A 15,002-nucleotide genomic window follows, 5' to 3' on the forward strand; every position below is an offset into this window, starting at 1 on the left:
CAAGCTCACCGCCTGGCCGCCAACTCGCTTACCCAGGCATCCGGCGCCATTGCTGGCTTTCCCGGCAGCACCGCAGCGCTCGAATCGAGTGAGCACATGGCGAAATCGTCGATGGACGAACCTTGCCATGTCCGCGAACAGCTGGACGAGAACTGCGTCACGGTGATCTTGTTTTCACTCGATAAAATGACCCTGTGATCGCTAGGCGATCGATCGTGGCCAAGCTGGCTGCGGTCGCCAATGCCGGAGAGGACCGTGATGAGGACATATTGTTGGCCGAAAGGCAGTTTCTGAGATGGCCGCGAATCGACCATTTCTTGGCGTCAATCGGGCGGGTGGCGCCCTGTTCCGGCTGACCGAGTCGCTGGTGGACCCGGTCGCCCAACTGGTCGTGCTGGCGGGGCTCATGCACGCGTCGGGCGACGATCAGTACCATCACTACTTGGTGCTCGGTGTCCTTCTGTTTTCCCTGAGTTTTCCTGGCAGGAGCATGATCGAACAGCGTTTTCGCGTCACCGTTCGCGACGTGCTTCTGAGCTGGCTGGGCGTCGCCTCGCTGCTGGGCTTCTTTGGCTGGGCCACCGGCCTCTACAAACTTTTTCCCGAGGAGCTGCTGCTCGCTTTGCTGTGGCTGACGCCAGGCTTGCAGCTTGCCTGTCATTTGGCCCTGCGCCTGCTGATGCCACGGCTGCTCTCGATGAGTGGCCACAAGAAGCGTGCGGTGATTGTCGGATGCAATGAACTGGGGACGCACCTGGCCGCAGAAATTGCCGCTCATCCAACACTGGGGATCGAACTCGTCGGCTATTTCGACGACCGCGACATTGGCCGTGTGGGTATTGACTCGAAGCGACTGTGCGGCCGCTTTTCCGATGTCGCCGGACATGCCAGGACTGACGCCATCGACATCATCTACCTGGCACTGCCAATGGCCAGCCAGCCACGCATCCTTTCCTTGCTCGATACGCTGACCGACACCACCGCATCAGTGTATTTCGTTCCCGATGTCTTTGTTACGGATCTGATTCAGGCGCGGATGGATGCGGTGGGCCGCGTGCCCGTCATGGCGGTGTGTGACACGCCGTTTGCCGGGCTGAACGGGATCGTCAAGCGCTGCAGCGACATCGTTCTCTCGCTGACCATCCTGCTGCTCATTTCTCCTGTCCTGCTGCTGATCGCCGCATTGATCCGCATGGATTCGCCGGGAACGGTCATTTTCAAGCAGCGGCGTTACGGACTCGATGGCAAGGAGATCGTGGTCTACAAGTTCCGTTCGATGACCGTCTGCGAAGACGGCCCCCTGGTCGCCCAGGCGTGCCGGGGAGACGCGCGAATCACGCGGATTGGCGCTGTATTGCGCAAGACGTCGCTGGATGAGTTGCCGCAATTCTTCAATGTGTTACTCGGCGAAATGAGCATTGTCGGGCCACGTCCGCACGCCGTCGCGCACAATGAAACCTACCGCAAACTGATCAAACGCTACATGGTTCGCCACAAGGTCAAACCTGGCATTACCGGCTGGGCTCAGGTTAACGGTTACCGCGGTGAAACGGAGACGCTCGACAAGATGCAAAAGCGGATCGACTTTGATCTGGAGTATCTGCGCACCTGGTCACTGAAAATGGATTTGTACATCGTCTGCCGCACGATCATTCTGGTCTTCAAGGACAGCAGTGCCTATTGAGGCACCTACTCGCCGGCCAGGAAGCCTCGTGTTTGCTGGCGTGCTCCTGGCGGCGACAGCGCTGCTGCCAACGCCAGCGTTCAGCCAGGCGCGAGATGGCGTTAACGCGGCCTACGCGCGATCCGGAAAAGCGGGCAAGGGACCGAATCCGTTTCTCTTGACGATTCAGCGTTCAGACTATCGTGCCCGGCGGAATGCGGCAGCGAGCACCGGCAGGGACAGCCAGACTGGCGGCCCGTTCTCCGGCCTGATAGAGCGCCATGCGCGTGGCAATGGCGTGGATCCGGCCCTCGTGCACGCAGTCATTCGCGCCGAGTCGGGCTATCGTTCCGACGCGGTGTCTCCGAAAGGGGCGGTCGGCCTGATGCAATTGATGCCGGATACGGCCAGGCGGTTTGGCGTTTCGGATCCGGCCCATCCCGAGAGCAATGTTGGTGCAGGGACCACCTACCTTCGTCAGTTGCTCGACCGTTTCAAGAGTGTGCCGCTAGCCCTGGCAGCCTATAACGCTGGTGAAGGAGCCGTCATCCGTTATGGAAACAGCGTTCCGCCTTTTCCGGAAACCATGGCCTATGTCAGCAAGGTTCTTCGGGACTATGGTGAGCCGGCCATTTCGGCGAGCCCCGTCCAGCGTGTCTATATCGAAGGCACCCGCCTGACCAATCGCGATCTGGCGCCGTATCGCTTGCTTCCGACGCCGCACAGGTAGGCCGGCGTCAGCCAGCCCTGGCCCGCCGAGCGCGACCTGGTCAAGCACTCCCCTTCGCTGTGCGGCCGACGACGCCGGCCGAGAAACTTACCCATATCTGCGAGCTTATCTCGGCCGAGCTGCGCGACGACGCCGTGCGTGGCGCGATCTTCAGGGCCATCTGCTTGGTCGCTGCGCGGCTCGCCGCGCCCCTTGTCCGGTCGCGCCGCGATAGCCGGCCCGAAAACCTTGAGCAGCTTCCTTGCAAGCGCTGGGAGGTGATTCTTCCCGAACTCGTCTTCACGCCGGAAACCCCTGAGGCATAGGCGGGAGGCATTTCGCGCTGGAGAATTTCGTCCCGCAATGCGGAACGTAAACGGCAAGCGGCTGTTTTGTCTAAACAAAAAATATATCTTATGTCTTATATAAGACAGTTGCCTGCATTAGCAAAGGCCGTTATACTGGTTACCATTGGTTACCCGCTGTCGAGTCTCTGGTTTGTTGTTGCTTCGACCCCCGGGCGCCACTCTTGCCGCAACCGCACTTCCTAATTTTGGAGAGCCAATCATGAGTACAAAAGAACAGCAGATCGCCGAACTGGAAAAAGACTGGGCCGAGAACCCCCGCTGGAAAAGCATCAAGCGCGGCTATTCGGCGGCCGATGTCGTACGCCTGCGTGGTTCCTTCCCGATCGAATACACCGTTGCCCGTCGCGGCGCCGAAAAACTGTGGGATCTGGTCAACAACGAGCCCTTCGTCAACTGCCTCGGTGCGCTGACCGGTGGGCAGGCGATGCAGCAGGTCAAGGCGGGTGTCAAGGCGATCTATCTGTCGGGCTGGCAGGTTGCCGCCGACAACAACTCCTACGCGGCGATGTACCCCGACCAGTCCCTGTATCCCGTGGATTCAGTGCCGAAGGTCGTCGAGCGCATCAACAACTCTTTCCGTCGTGCCGACGAGATCCAGTGCTCGAAGGACCTGAACGCTGGCGACAAGGGCTACATCGACTACTTCGCGCCGATCGTTGCCGACGCCGAAGCCGGCTTTGGTGGCGTGCTGAACGCCTTTGAACTGATGAAAGCGATGATTCGCGCCGGCGCAGCCGGGGTGCACTGGGAAGACCAGTTGGCTTCGGTCAAGAAGTGCGGCCACATGGGTGGCAAAGTCCTCGTTCCGACGCAGGAAGCCGTACAGAAGCTGATCGCCGCGCGCTTTGCTGCCGACGTCTGCGGGGTGCCGACCCTGGTCATCGCTCGTACCGATGCCGAAGCAGCCGACCTGCTGACCTCCGACTGCGACGACAACGACAAGCCCTTCGTCACCGGTGAGCGTACTGCGGAAGGCTTCTACAAGACCAACAAAGGTCTCCAGCAGGCGATTTCCCGCGCCGTGGCCTACGCCGACTACGCCGACCTGGTGTGGTGCGAAACGGGTACGCCGGATCTCGAGTTCGCACGCCAGTTTGCCGAAGCCGTGCATGCCAAGCACCCAGGCAAGATGCTCGCCTACAACTGCTCGCCGTCGTTCAACTGGAAGAAGAACCTCGACGACGCGACGATTGCCAAGTTCCAGAAGGAACTCGGGGCGATGGGCTACAAGTACCAGTTCATCACTCTCGCCGGCATCCACAACATGTGGTACCACATGTTCGATCTGGCGCAGGACTACGTCAAACGCGGCATGACGGCCTACGTCGAAAAAGTTCAGGAGCCGGAATTTGCGGCCCGCGATCGCGGCTACAGCTTCGTTTCGCACCAGCAGGAAGTCGGCACCGGCTACTTCGACGACGTCACCACCGTCATCCAGGGCGGCACCTCGTCGGTCACCGCGTTGACCGGTTCGACCGAAGAAGAGCAGTTCCACTGAGCGAGCAGTGAGTCGCCAAGAAGCCGCGCATCGCGCGGCTTTTTTTGTGCTCAGCCGGCCTGACTGAACCCGGTTTCCACGCCTGCGCAGGCGCATGCCGTGCCTGTTGCGCACAGCCGTCGGAGCGGGAATGCGCGCGCACAACGCTTGTTGCACCCGTAGAACGCGGGCGCGCCTCGTCCGGAAAGCGCGTCGTTACAAACCGCCTTCCGTGATGAAGTAGGTGATCAACTGCCCTGTCGAGCGCTATCCTTGGCCATCAAGTAGCCGCCATGAGGACATGGCAAATGCCCCATCCCTACCCGCAACACGTGCACGCGTCGGCCGGCCCGCTGCTTGGCGCGGCGCTCGCCGATGGCGTCGCGCGTGCCGGCTGCTCTCCAGTCCGAAGATATTGCGGCACTGGGCGGCTGCGCGGCAGGCCTGGCTGCACGCATGCGCTTTGAGGTGCTCAAGCGTGATGCCGAAATCGGCTGCCTGCAAGCGGAAGCCAGAGGCGAGGACGACACCCTGGCGCGTTAGCGACGCGCTGTCGAACTGTGGCAGTTCGACGATGACTTTGCACGGCAGTAAACGCGCCAGCTCACACGCACGCAGACGAGTCCGCTGGCACCCATGATGGCTATCGCCGACATCGTCGAGGCATTGACGCCGATCGACCGTCCGTACAAGAAGCGGAAAACGCTCTCGGAAGCACTGGCGATCATGTCGCGCATGCAAGGCGAGCAACACATCGACCCCGACTTGTTTGCCCGGTTCTTGCGCTCGGGCGTCGATCTGGAATACGCCCGACGCTTCATGCAGGCGCAACAGCTTGACCTGGTCGACATTGATAGTCTCCTTGGCAACCCGCGAAACCCGCAACAGCCCTTCGAGCACAGCGCCTGAGCCACGACATCGCGCCCTGGTGCCTGGTGCGGCAACTACCGCGCAGCCCGCGCCCGACGACAGGCAACTGTCAGCTTTCTTTACAGCGGCCGCCGCCAGCTTAGTGGCGGCCGGATAAACAATACCGTAAGTCACTGATTAAATAAACGCGGCTTATTCTCAGGCATAGTCTTTGCTTATACTTAACGGGAAAGGCTAGCAAGCCTGCGCGTGAGGACGGTGAACTGCAACGACTTGTCGGCAACCGGATCTCCCCTGCTCGGCCGCAGCGAATGTCGCGCCAGGCCATTGACAGGACTAAGTTTTTATTTCATTGCACCAACAATCTGCCACTTCCCTGAGAAAGATTTGTGCAGGCGGAAAGTATCATTTGCTGGCATGCGCCAATCCGGTGAGTGACCTTCGACAATCCTCTTGCGGTTGACGCGCATTAACAGGCTTTCTAGAACCGTCGGGCCAAGCCGTTACCCATAGCCGGGAGGCGGCCATGGCATCTTCGGAAAAACAACCCTCACCAGCAGCTTTCGCGCTGCGCACTTGGATAGAGCCCATGAAAACTCTCACTTCCTCCCCTGCGAGCGATTCGGCGCAGCGCCTCGACCAATCGCTGCTGCCTTTTCCGAGCTACCTGGAGGACGATCGCGAGCACGGCCTGTCAGCCGACCAGGCGACGGCCGCAGCGTTCTACCACCCTCCTTCGCAGCCAGCCCCCCCGCTGTCCACCCCCTGTCCCGTAAACACGTCCCCTGATCCGGTAATCCCCATGGCCACGAAAGTCTGTGTCAAGTGCAAGCAGGAAAAGCCGCTGCTCGAGTTTCACAAGAACTCGCGCAGTGCCGATGGCCTGCATTCCTATTGCAAGGAGTGCAACCGCGCGCAGGCGCTGGCGCACATCAGGGCCGAAAAAGCACGCAAGGCTTTGCTGCGAGCGGCCAAGAAAGCAGCCGGCAAGCCGCAATGAGCGAGCAGTGGCACAGACCTGCCTTGCGGCTAGGCACGTCTGTGCCCGCCGACTCTTGCCCTGACAACATGGCGCTTCGCCTGCGCGTCACCACAACAGGACGGCTATTGTCGTGAGCCCCCGCCCCCGAAACGCGTAACGCGTAACGCAGCGCTTTAATTGACCAACCCCCAGTACTGCGAATCGCCGAAAGTCGTCTTCAGGAGATCGATGAACAAGCGCACACGCAGCGGCAAATGCCGGCGTTGCGGAAATACCGCGTAAATGCCCACCGGGGGCGCCGCATAGTCGTCAAGCAAGGAAAGCAGCCGTCCGCACCGCAGGTCCTCGCCCACTTCCCAGACTGATCGCCAGGCCAGGCCCTTGCCGGCCAGCGCCCACTCGTGCAGGACCGCACCATCGTTACACTCGAATGCCCCCGACACCTTACGCTGCACGACTTCGCCGTTCGGTGTTTCGCGTAAGGCCCAGCCACGCTGCTGGTCAAGCGACAAGCAGTTATGCGCCGCCAGATCGGGCGGAACCAGAGGCTGCCCATGCCTGGCCAGATAGGCGGGACTGGCCACCACCACACGACGCATTTCACCGAGCTTGCTGCTGGCGAGACTCGAATCGGCCATTTCTCCGATGCGCACGGCACAGTCCACGCCCTCGTTCAGCAGGTCGACAACACGATCGCTGAGGTCGAGCCGGACGCTGACCTCGGGGTTCTCGGCCATGAACGCAGCCACCTGCGGCGCCACGTGCCGCCGCCCGAAACCCGCCGGCGCTGACACCTTGAGATGACCGCTGGCTCTTACGCCACCGAGCGAAACCGCCGCCTCGGCGTTGCCCAACTCATTGAGGATTCGCTGGCAGTCTTCAAGGAAAGCCTGTCCCTCGAAGCTCAAGGAAAGCTTGCGCGTCGTGCGCAGCAGCAACTTGACACCGAGGCGCGCCTCGAGCGCGTCGAGACGGCGCCCGATCACGGCGGGGGTAACGGTTTCCACCCTGGCGGCCGCCGAGAGACTGCCGCGTGTCGCCGATTCGACGAAGGCACGAAGTTGCTTGAGATGATCCATGAGCCCGATTACATACCAGAGGTAAAAAATCATTTGATTCTAATCGACCTTCTCTTTCAATGTCGCGTCGAATAGAATTTGCGGGCTGCATCATAAACCTTTCACAGGAGCCACCACATGAGCCTCAATCTGCCCGCCGGAATGGAAATCAACGCCCCCATCAAGCCCGCTTACGAAACCATTCTGACAACCGATGCGCTGGCTCTGGTCGCCAAACTGCACCGTGCTTTCGAAGGCGTCCGCCAGGAATTGTTGCAGGCGCGCATCGACCGCCAGGCGGCTATCGACGCTGGCGAGGTACCCGACTTCCTGCCTGAAACTCGAAATATTCGCGAAGGTGACTGGAGCGTTTCCCCGCTGCCCAAGGCCCTCGAACGCCGCCACAGCGAAATCACCGGGCCGGTCGAAGCGAAGATGGTGATCAACGCCTTCAACTCGGGCGCCGACTCGTACATGGCCGACTTCGAGGATTCGAACAGCCCGAAGTGGGACAACCAGATTCAAGGCCAGGTCAATCTCTACAAGGCCATTCGGCACGAGTTGTCGTTCGTCAACGAAGCAGGCAAAGAGTACCGGCTCAACGACAAGGTCGCCACGCTGCAGATTCGCCCGCGCGGCTGGCACCTGGACGAGAAGCACGTGACTGTCGATGGCCGCCGCGTTTCCGGCGGCATCTTCGATTTCGCGCTGGTCTTTTTCCACAATGCCAGGGAACAGATCGCACGCGGCGCCGGCCCCTTCTACTATCTGCCAAAAATGGAATCGCACCTCGAAGCACGCCTGTGGAATGACATCTTCGTCATGGCCCAGGAGCACATCGGCCTGCCACGCGGCACGATCAAGGCAACCGTGCTGGTGGAAACCATTCTGGCCACCTTCGAGATGGAAGAAATCCTCTACGAACTCCGTGAGCACTCCGCCGGACTCAACGCCGGCCGCTGGGACTACATTTTTTCCTGCATCAAGAAGTTCAAGAAAGACCCGGACTTCTGCCTCGCCAACCGCGCCGCGATTACCATGGAAGTTCCGTTCATGCGCAGCTATGCGCTGCAACTGGTGAAAATCTGTCACTCGCGCGGGGCGCCGGCGATGGGCGGCATGAGTGCTCTGATCCCGATCAAGAACGATCCCGAGGCCAATGAAAAAGCACTGGCCGGCATCCGCCACGACAAGGCCCGCGACGCCAAGGACGGCTTCGACGGCGGCTGGGTCGCCCACCCGGGTCTGGTCTCGATCGCTGCCGAGGAGTTTCAGAAAGTCCTCGGTGATCGCCCGAACCAGTGGGAAAAGCAGCGTCACGAGGTGTTCACCGCCGCTGACTTCCTTGACTTCCAACCCTCTCAACCAATTACCGAAGCGGGCGTGCGCAACAACATCAACGTCGGCATTCACTACCTCGGCAGCTGGCTCGCGGGCAACGGCTGCGTGCCGATCCATAACCTGATGGAAGACGCAGCAACGGCCGAAATCTCGCGCTCGCAGGTCTGGCAGTGGGTAGTTTCCCCGAAAGGCGTTCTCGATGATGGCCGCAAGGTCACCGCGGCGATGGTGCGCGGCATGATCGCCGAGGAGCTGGCGAAAGTGAAGGCAGCAGTCAGCCAACAGGGCGAAGACACCTCCACCTACGAGCAGGCAGCGGTGATCTTCGACAAGATGTCGCTGAGCGCCGAGTACCCCGAGTTCCTGACGCTTCCGCTGTACGAAGCGATGGACTGAGACCGAAAAGAGCAGGTCCAGGAAACGGCGCCGTGCTTCACGGCGCCGTTTTCAGTCGTTCACTTGCCATCCTGCACCGGCCGTCTGCCAGTGCAAAGCGGCGACGTGAGAAAACTCCCGACCATCGCCCCTGAATCCGCGTGGGCGGGAGTCAATACGGCTGGGCAGGTGTGAGACAATAAGCAAGTTCTACGCACTCAAGCGCCACACCCTCGCCTCGCGCCACCACTATCCGAAGCTCGCCGCACGCGGATGGGCGGCACGCGCAAGCTGCAACAAGGATAGACACACCAATGCTCGACCTCGCCTCACCCACCTTCTGGATCGCCGTCCTCCAGATTATCGCCATCGACATCCTGCTCGGTGGCGACAACGCCGTGGTCATTGCTCTGGCATGCCGCAAGCTACCCGAGGCACAGCGCAACAAGGGAATCTTCTGGGGTGTCGTCGGAGCGATAGGGCTGCGCGTTGTCCTGATCTATTTCGCCCTGCAACTCCTCGCCGTTCCTTACCTCAAGATCGTCGGTGGATTGCTGCTGTTCTGGATCGGCATCAAACTGGTGATCCCGGAAGACGAAGATGAGCATAGCAACATCGCCACCAGCGCGACATTGGCCGGCGCGATCAAGACGATCATCATCGCCGACGCCGTCATGAGCGTCGACAACGTCATCGCCGTCGCCGCGGCCGCGCATGGATCGATCGTTCTCGTGGTTTTCGGTATTGCGGTATCGATCCCGATCGTTGTCTGGGGCAGCAAACTGGTTTTGCTGCTGATGGATCGCTACCCGGTGGTGATCACCGCCGGCGGCGGACTGCTGGGCTGGATCGGCGGCGGCATGCTGCTCACCGACCCGACGGTCCCGGCAAGCTGGCGTGAGATCCTTCCCTACAGCACTTACCTGGCTTCAGCGGTCGGCGCCTTGATGGTGGTCGCGGTTGGAAAGCTGTTGGCCAGCCGACAGCATGAACGACATCCGAGCAACGAGCTTGCCGCGCCGAACAGCGAAGAACTCATGGAAGGAAAACGGAAGTGAAAGCACATTGGCTGCTTCCCGTCGACGGCTCAGCGCCTAGTCTGCGTGCCGTCGAGCATGTCGTGCAGCAAGCGCCATCCTGCACCGTGCCGCCGACCATCAGTCTGGTGAACGTGCAGGCAGCGCTGCCATCGGACGTTACTCGTTTTGTCAGCAAGAACAACATCGAAGACTACCACCGGGAATCCGGTGAGACGGCGCTGGCCGAGGCCAGCACCAGACTCGCGGCGGCAGGCCTCGCCTACTCGAAGCACATTCTGATCGGCGAGGCTGCGCACGCAATCGCCGATTACGCCACGGAGCACGGCGGCACGCTGATCGTCATGGGCTCACGTGGCCTCGGCTCGGTGGCCGGCATCCTGCTGGGCTCGGTCACTACGCGCGTCATTCATCTGACCGAACTGCCGGTGCTGGTCATCAAGTAATCCGCAGGCAGCCCCGCCCGACGGGGATTTCATCGGCAGACCAGCCCGCTGCGGACGGGTAATTTACCGGTGAGGTCGGTCCGCGGTCTGCGCGCCGCGATTGCCACCACTTACAAGACGTAGCGCGACAGATCCTCGTTTTTCGCCAGTTCAGCGAGACGAGCGTCAACGTAGGTGGCGTCGATGGCCACTTTTTCGAAACGACCCTCGCTGGCAGAAAACGACACCTCTTCGAGCAAGCGCTCCATGACCGTATGTAGCCGGCGGGCGCCAATGTTTTCGGTTCGCTCATTGACCGACCAGGCGATCTCCGCCAGCCGCCTGACGCCCTCTTCCGAAAAATCCAGGGTTACGCCTTCGGTGGTCAACAGCGCCTCGTATTGCTTGGTCAGACAGGCATCGGTCTGGGTCAGAATGCACTCGAAGTCAGCCACCGACAGCGAATCGAGTTCGACACGAATCGGAAAGCGACCCTGCAACTCGGGAATCAGGTCCGAAGGCTTGGCGAGGTGAAAAGCGCCGCTGGCGATGAACAGCACATGATCGGTGCGAATCATCCCGTACTTGGTCGATACCGTCGTGCCTTCGACCAGAGGCAGCAAGTCGCGCTGCACTCCCTGGCGCGAGACGTCGATGCCGTGGGTGTCACTACGCGAGGCGATCTTGTCGATTTCATCAAGAAAGACGATGCCGTTCTGCTCGACGTTGCCGACCGCCGTCAGCTTGACATCCTCGTCGTTGACCAGCTTCGCCGCCTCCTCTTCGATCAACAGCCGGCGCGCCTCGGATATCTTCAGTTTGCGTGACTTCTTGCGACCACTACCCATGTTTTGGAACATACCCTGGATTTGCGAGGTCAGTTCCTCCAACCCTGGTGGCGCAAAAATCTCGGCCTGCATCGACGGGGCGGCGACCTCGATTTCAATTTCCTTGTCGTCGAGTTCCCCTTCGCGCAGCTTCTTGCGAAATTTCTGCCGGGTCGTGCTCTCCTCGGACGCCTGCGTGTCGTTGAAGTAGGTCGCCCGCGCGGACGGTAGCAAAGCGTCGAGGACGCGCTCTTCGGCGGCGTCCTGGGCGCGCTCGCGGACGCTCGTGATCGCCTGCTCACGAACGTTCTTGATGGCAACCTCGACCAGGTCGCGAATGATCGTCTCGACGTCGCGGCCGACGTAGCCGACCTCAGTGAACTTGCTGGCCTCGACCTTGATGAACGGGGCGTTCGCCAAACGTGCCAGGCGACGTGCGATTTCGGTCTTGCCGACGCCGGTGGGACCGATCATCAGAATGTTCTTGGGGGTGATCTCCTGGCGCAGCGGCTCGGCAACCTGCGCCCGCCTCCAGCGGTTGCGCAGGGCAATGGCCACAGCCTTCTTGGCCTTGCCCTGACCGACGATGTGCTTATCGAGTTCGTGAACGATTTCCTGCGGAGTCATGGACGACATGTTTATTCCAGCACCTCGATGGTGAAGTTCTGATTGGTGTAGATACACAGCTCGCTGGCGATCTGTAGCGACTTGCGGACCACTTCGGCTGGATCAAGGTCGCTGTTCTCGAGCAGCGCCCGTGCCGCCGAATGCGCAAAAGCCCCGCCTGAGCCGATGGCCACGATACCGTATTCTGGCTCGACGACATCGCCATTGCCGGTGATGATCAGCGAATTCTCCCGGTCGGCCACGGCGAGCATCGCCTCGAGCCGCCGCAGTGCCCGATCGCTGCGCCAGTCCTTGGCCAGTTCAACCGCCGAGCGCATGAGATTTCCCTGATGCTTGTCGAGCTTCGCTTCAAAGCGTTCGAAAAGGGTAAAAGCATCGGCAGTGCCGCCCGCAAAGCCGGCAAGGATCTGGCCCTGATGAATACGGCGAACTTTCCGCGCACTGGCTTTGATCACCAGGTTGCCGAGCGTCACCTGCCCGTCGCCGCCCATGGCCACAGCCTTGCCGCGGCGAACCGACAGAATCGTCGTCCCGTGGTATTGATCCATCCAGAACTCCCGTGGTTTGTACTTCGTGAGTCGCGTAGGCGACGTTCACCTTAATTCCTGGCTAATTCGATTTCTGCCACGCCGCGCAAGCCGACGACCCGGAACAATTCGGCAAGCAGGTAGTTGGGGTGACGGACAATGATCTGTCGACCCGAGCGTTTCACCGAGGTCAGAATATTGAGCAAGGCCCCCGCACTGAGGAAGTCCATGCGCGTCACCGTCGAACAGTCAATCAATACGGGATCGTTGGCGCCGGCGTATGCTTGCAGGTCGCCGAAACGGGCCCCCTTGATTTCGCCTTTGATAACGTAGGCCTCGGTTAGCAGCTGGTCGGCCGCCGCCAGCTCCAGCGGCGCAGGCTCGCTATCCGCCACGCGATCAAACTCCCAGGACGGCGGCGAGATTTCAAAGGTTACCGCATAGTTGATCGCCATTTCCTCGAAGACCTCCAGTTGCCCGCGCAACTGGCAGAGTTCGAGTTTCAGCAACCAGCATGGCCGGTCTTCGGGGCGACCGGCAGCGATCTGGCCGTCGAGCAGAGCACCGAGGCCATCGCGGCCCAGGAGATCGATCTCGGCCCTGCCCCGACGGGCTTGCTGCAACAGCGCCAGAAGCCGTTCACAACCGCCAGCATCGAGTTTGCGCAGCTTCGACAAGTCGAGGCGAAGATGCGCATTCTTCTTGAGTGCCAGGCGAACCGCGTCAAACCCGGCATCATTATCAGCGAGCAATTCACCCTTGAAGAGTGCCGTTCCGACCACTTTCCCGAGCACCTGTGCGCTGAAGACGACCTCGCGCCAGAGCGAAGGCGATTTCTCGAAGGCTTGTGCGTACTCGATCCCCAGCGCGTCGAACGCAGCTTTCTGGCCGGTCAAGCGCAGCAGATCAAAGAGCATCAGCCACAAGCGCTCACCTGGGCCAGAGCGCCACTCGCGGATCGCCTTCTCCAACAAGGAGCGAGCCGCAGCGTCCTGTCCATTGGAATACAGCATCGCCGCCTCTTCGGCTTCGGCGTCGAGCGGATCAAGTTCTGCTTCGACCTGAAACTCGGCGGCAATTTCGCTGAACACAAACTCGCTGAGATCCAGCGCAGGCCCTTCGCGGGTAGTCGCCGGAGTGGCAAAGGGGACGTCCGAGCGGGCGAGGCCCACCGGTGCAGCGGCCGGTTTCGGCTTTTCTTTGGACGACGCAGCAGAAGCAGTGCCCCGATCGTCTGCTGACGGAGGCACGGCGGCTGACCGGACAGGCATTTTCTTTTCCGGCGGCGACTTCTTGAAAAACGAAAAGACCATGGCGAGAGGGCGTGCGGGTGATTTTGCTAACGAATCACCTTTTAACACATCGTTCAGCACACTGCAATTTGTACCCCGACTGCGGATGCAAATCCTCGGCATTTGCTGGCCGGTGCCAATACCGCGCCCCGTCAGCAGGCCCGTCCATGCGGCAGAAAACTCGCCTGCCGTGGCGCATGACGAGCGCTCTGGCGACGAGTGATGTACTGGCGCATGTCAGTCGCCAGCACTCCCGGCGACGGCCCCGCAAAACATGGCAAAAGCTTTTTCGACGATGTCGCGGGCCAAGGCGCGAACGATGAAGACCAGACGACTGCCATGGTCTTCGTCTGGCCACTCCGGCAATGCCGATTCCGGATAGCGGATATGCTGTACGCAATGGACGACACGCGGCGCCGCTTCACCCTCGACCTTGATCAAACCCTTGACGCGCAGAATGCGATCGCCACAGGTGGCGAGCAGCACGTCGATCGCTTCGGCAAATTCCGGCCACGCGAAAGGCTGCTCGAAACGTAGCACGAAAGCATGCACCAGGGCATCGTGACGATTGGCATCATGGCCGTGCTGCCCCGGCCGCTCGGCATTTGCGGCCGCCACTTTCTCCTCAGCCAGCCAACGGCGAACATCGACGCTCCGCGTCACCGGGTCGTAGAGGCCGCAACCGATCAGCTGAGCGGCGTCAATGCTCCCCCTACGGACCTCGATTTGCGTCGCGCCAGGATTGGCGCGCGTCAGCCGGCGAGCGACGCGGGCAATCTCCTCGGGCGTCGCCAGATCGCATTTGGTGAGCAGCAGGCGGTCGGCCATGGCCACCTGGCGGACGGCCTCGAAATGGCGCCCGAGCTGGCGATCAGCGTGCGTCACGTCAACCACCGTGAGCACCCCGTCGATGCGAAAGCGCTCGGCGATGAAGAAGTCCTCAAGCAAGGTGTACAGCACCGGCGCCGGATCGGCGAGCCCCGTGGTTTCAATCAGCACTCGCGAGAAAACAGGGATCTCGCGGCGCAAGCGGCGCATGAACAGGTCACGCAGGCTACGCGCAAGTTCCCCACGAACGCTGCAGCAAAGACAGCCGGAGGCGAGAACAACGAGATTGTCGTCGACCTTTTCGACCAGAAAATGATCAACCGCGACTTCGCCGAACTCGTTGATCATTACCGCCGCATCGGCAAGCGCCGGCTGCTGCAGCAAATGGTTGAGCAGCGTCGTCTTGCCGGCGCCGAGGAAACCGGTCAGCAGGGTCACCGGAATCGCCCGCTGCGGGTCTAGTCGTGGCATCGCGATCGTCCCTGCGCGTTAATGCGAAAGTCGCGCAAGCGACTCACAAACCTCCCTTCTCCCCTCGCGGGAGAAGGGTCGGGAAAGAGGGGATAACGGTCATGACTTTCATGATCTGGGCTGTC

General features: G+C 61.0%; 14 protein-coding genes and 1 pseudogene. 10 read left to right on the forward strand and 5 right to left on the reverse strand.

Annotation, left to right across the window (positions count from 1 at the left end):
* Window positions 1–295 precede the first annotated feature (295 nt).
* The 7 genes and pseudogenes from QZ648_RS09985 to QZ648_RS10015 all read left to right on the forward strand — a co-directional run bounded on the left by QZ648_RS09985 (window position 296) and on the right by QZ648_RS10015 (window position 6,087).
* Window positions 296–1,684 carry an undecaprenyl-phosphate glucose phosphotransferase gene (locus QZ648_RS09985; RefSeq protein WP_291996899.1) on the forward strand — a complete coding sequence of 463 codons (1,389 nt, stop codon included), beginning with the start codon at window positions 296–298 and terminating at the stop codon, window positions 1,682–1,684.
* Between the two features lie 28 nt (window positions 1,685–1,712).
* The gene (locus QZ648_RS09990) at window positions 1,713–2,393 is read left to right on the forward strand and encodes a lytic transglycosylase domain-containing protein (RefSeq protein WP_291996900.1); all 681 of its coding nucleotides are present in this window, start codon (window positions 1,713–1,715) and stop codon (window positions 2,391–2,393) included.
* A 59-nt stretch (window positions 2,394–2,452) separates the two neighbouring features.
* Window positions 2,453–2,698 carry a hypothetical protein gene (locus tag QZ648_RS09995; RefSeq protein ID WP_291996901.1) on the forward strand — a complete coding sequence of 82 codons (246 nt, stop codon included), beginning with the start codon at window positions 2,453–2,455 and terminating at the stop codon, window positions 2,696–2,698.
* Between the two features lie 241 nt (window positions 2,699–2,939).
* Window positions 2,940–4,238 carry an isocitrate lyase gene (gene aceA / locus QZ648_RS10000; RefSeq protein ID WP_291996902.1) on the forward strand — a complete coding sequence of 433 codons (1,299 nt, stop codon included), beginning with the start codon at window positions 2,940–2,942 and terminating at the stop codon, window positions 4,236–4,238.
* 366 nt (window positions 4,239–4,604) lie between these two features.
* Entirely contained in the window at window positions 4,605–4,760 is a 156-nt protein-coding gene (locus QZ648_RS10005) for a hypothetical protein (RefSeq protein ID WP_169065838.1), read from the forward strand.
* A 69-nt stretch (window positions 4,761–4,829) separates the two neighbouring features.
* A pseudogene (locus tag QZ648_RS10010) lies at window positions 4,830–5,126 on the forward strand (HD domain-containing phosphohydrolase); the annotation flags it as partial.
* A 550-nt stretch (window positions 5,127–5,676) separates the two neighbouring features.
* Window positions 5,677–6,087 (forward strand): hypothetical protein, encoded by a 411-nt coding sequence (locus tag QZ648_RS10015; protein ID WP_291996903.1) that lies wholly within the window; start codon window positions 5,677–5,679, stop codon window positions 6,085–6,087.
* Window positions 6,088–6,242: 155 nt separating this feature from the next.
* Here QZ648_RS10015 and QZ648_RS10020 read toward each other — a convergent pair whose 3' ends face one another.
* Window positions 6,243–7,148 carry a LysR family transcriptional regulator gene (locus tag QZ648_RS10020; RefSeq protein ID WP_169065886.1) on the reverse strand — a complete coding sequence of 302 codons (906 nt, stop codon included), beginning with the start codon at window positions 7,146–7,148 and terminating at the stop codon, window positions 6,243–6,245.
* Between the two features lie 117 nt (window positions 7,149–7,265).
* On the opposite strand from QZ648_RS10020, the gene aceB reads away from it, so the two are divergent.
* From aceB to QZ648_RS10035, 3 genes are all read left to right on the forward strand, one after another.
* Complete coding sequence (gene aceB / locus QZ648_RS10025; protein WP_169065840.1) at window positions 7,266–8,864, forward strand: malate synthase A; 1,599 nt, start codon at window positions 7,266–7,268, stop codon at window positions 8,862–8,864.
* Window positions 8,865–9,157: 293 nt separating this feature from the next.
* Window positions 9,158–9,901, forward strand: a complete 744-nt coding sequence (locus QZ648_RS10030; protein WP_169065841.1) for a TerC family protein — start codon at window positions 9,158–9,160, stop codon at window positions 9,899–9,901.
* Window positions 9,898–10,326 (forward strand): universal stress protein, encoded by a 429-nt coding sequence (locus QZ648_RS10035; RefSeq protein ID WP_169065842.1) that lies wholly within the window; start codon window positions 9,898–9,900, stop codon window positions 10,324–10,326. The genes QZ648_RS10030 and QZ648_RS10035 overlap by 4 nt, the downstream gene beginning before the upstream one ends.
* 110 nt (window positions 10,327–10,436) lie before the next feature.
* Here the strand turns inward: QZ648_RS10035 and hslU are convergent, their stop codons facing one another.
* The 4 genes from hslU to QZ648_RS10055 all read right to left on the reverse strand — a co-directional run bounded on the left by hslU (window position 10,437) and on the right by QZ648_RS10055 (window position 14,877).
* Window positions 10,437–11,768: an ATP-dependent protease ATPase subunit HslU gene (gene hslU / locus QZ648_RS10040; protein ID WP_291996904.1), complete on the reverse strand. Its 1,332-nt coding sequence runs from the start codon at window positions 11,766–11,768 to the stop codon at window positions 10,437–10,439.
* 2 nt (window positions 11,769–11,770) lie between these two features.
* Window positions 11,771–12,307, reverse strand: coding sequence for an ATP-dependent protease subunit HslV (gene hslV, locus QZ648_RS10045; RefSeq protein ID WP_169065844.1), 537 nt, complete (start codon window positions 12,305–12,307; stop codon window positions 11,771–11,773).
* A 50-nt stretch (window positions 12,308–12,357) separates the two neighbouring features.
* A complete protein-coding gene (locus QZ648_RS10050; protein WP_291996905.1) occupies window positions 12,358–13,557 on the reverse strand; it encodes an STAS domain-containing protein in 1,200 nt (399 codons plus the stop codon).
* 258 nt (window positions 13,558–13,815) lie between these two features.
* A complete protein-coding gene (locus QZ648_RS10055) occupies window positions 13,816–14,877 on the reverse strand; it encodes a GTP-binding protein (protein ID WP_169065846.1) in 1,062 nt (353 codons plus the stop codon).
* Window positions 14,878–15,002 lie beyond the last annotated feature (125 nt).

The sequence above is a fragment of the Candidatus Accumulibacter sp. ACC012 genome, assembly GCF_907163155.1.
Lineage (GTDB): Bacteria > Pseudomonadota > Gammaproteobacteria > Burkholderiales > Rhodocyclaceae > Accumulibacter > Accumulibacter delftensis.

Excerpts from the sequence above, each read along its gene's own strand:
- QZ648_RS10030 (WP_169065841.1), top strand. The coding sequence starts at position 9,158 with ATGCTCGACCTCGCCTCACCCACCTTCTGGATCGCCGTCCTCCAGATT.
- QZ648_RS10020 (WP_169065886.1), bottom strand. The coding sequence starts at position 7,148 with ATGGATCATCTCAAGCAACTTCGTGCCTTCGTCGAATCGGCGACACGC.
- hslV (WP_169065844.1), bottom strand. The coding sequence starts at position 12,307 with ATGGATCAATACCACGGGACGACGATTCTGTCGGTTCGCCGCGGCAAG.
- QZ648_RS10015 (WP_291996903.1), top strand. The coding sequence starts at position 5,677 with ATGAAAACTCTCACTTCCTCCCCTGCGAGCGATTCGGCGCAGCGCCTC.
- aceB (WP_169065840.1), top strand. The coding sequence starts at position 7,266 with ATGAGCCTCAATCTGCCCGCCGGAATGGAAATCAACGCCCCCATCAAG.
- QZ648_RS10055 (WP_169065846.1), bottom strand. The coding sequence starts at position 14,877 with ATGCCACGACTAGACCCGCAGCGGGCGATTCCGGTGACCCTGCTGACC.
- QZ648_RS09985 (WP_291996899.1), top strand. The coding sequence starts at position 296 with ATGGCCGCGAATCGACCATTTCTTGGCGTCAATCGGGCGGGTGGCGCC.
- hslU (WP_291996904.1), bottom strand. The coding sequence starts at position 11,768 with ATGTCGTCCATGACTCCGCAGGAAATCGTTCACGAACTCGATAAGCAC.
- aceA (WP_291996902.1), top strand. The coding sequence starts at position 2,940 with ATGAGTACAAAAGAACAGCAGATCGCCGAACTGGAAAAAGACTGGGCC.
- QZ648_RS10050 (WP_291996905.1), bottom strand. The coding sequence starts at position 13,557 with ATGCCTGTCCGGTCAGCCGCCGTGCCTCCGTCAGCAGACGATCGGGGC.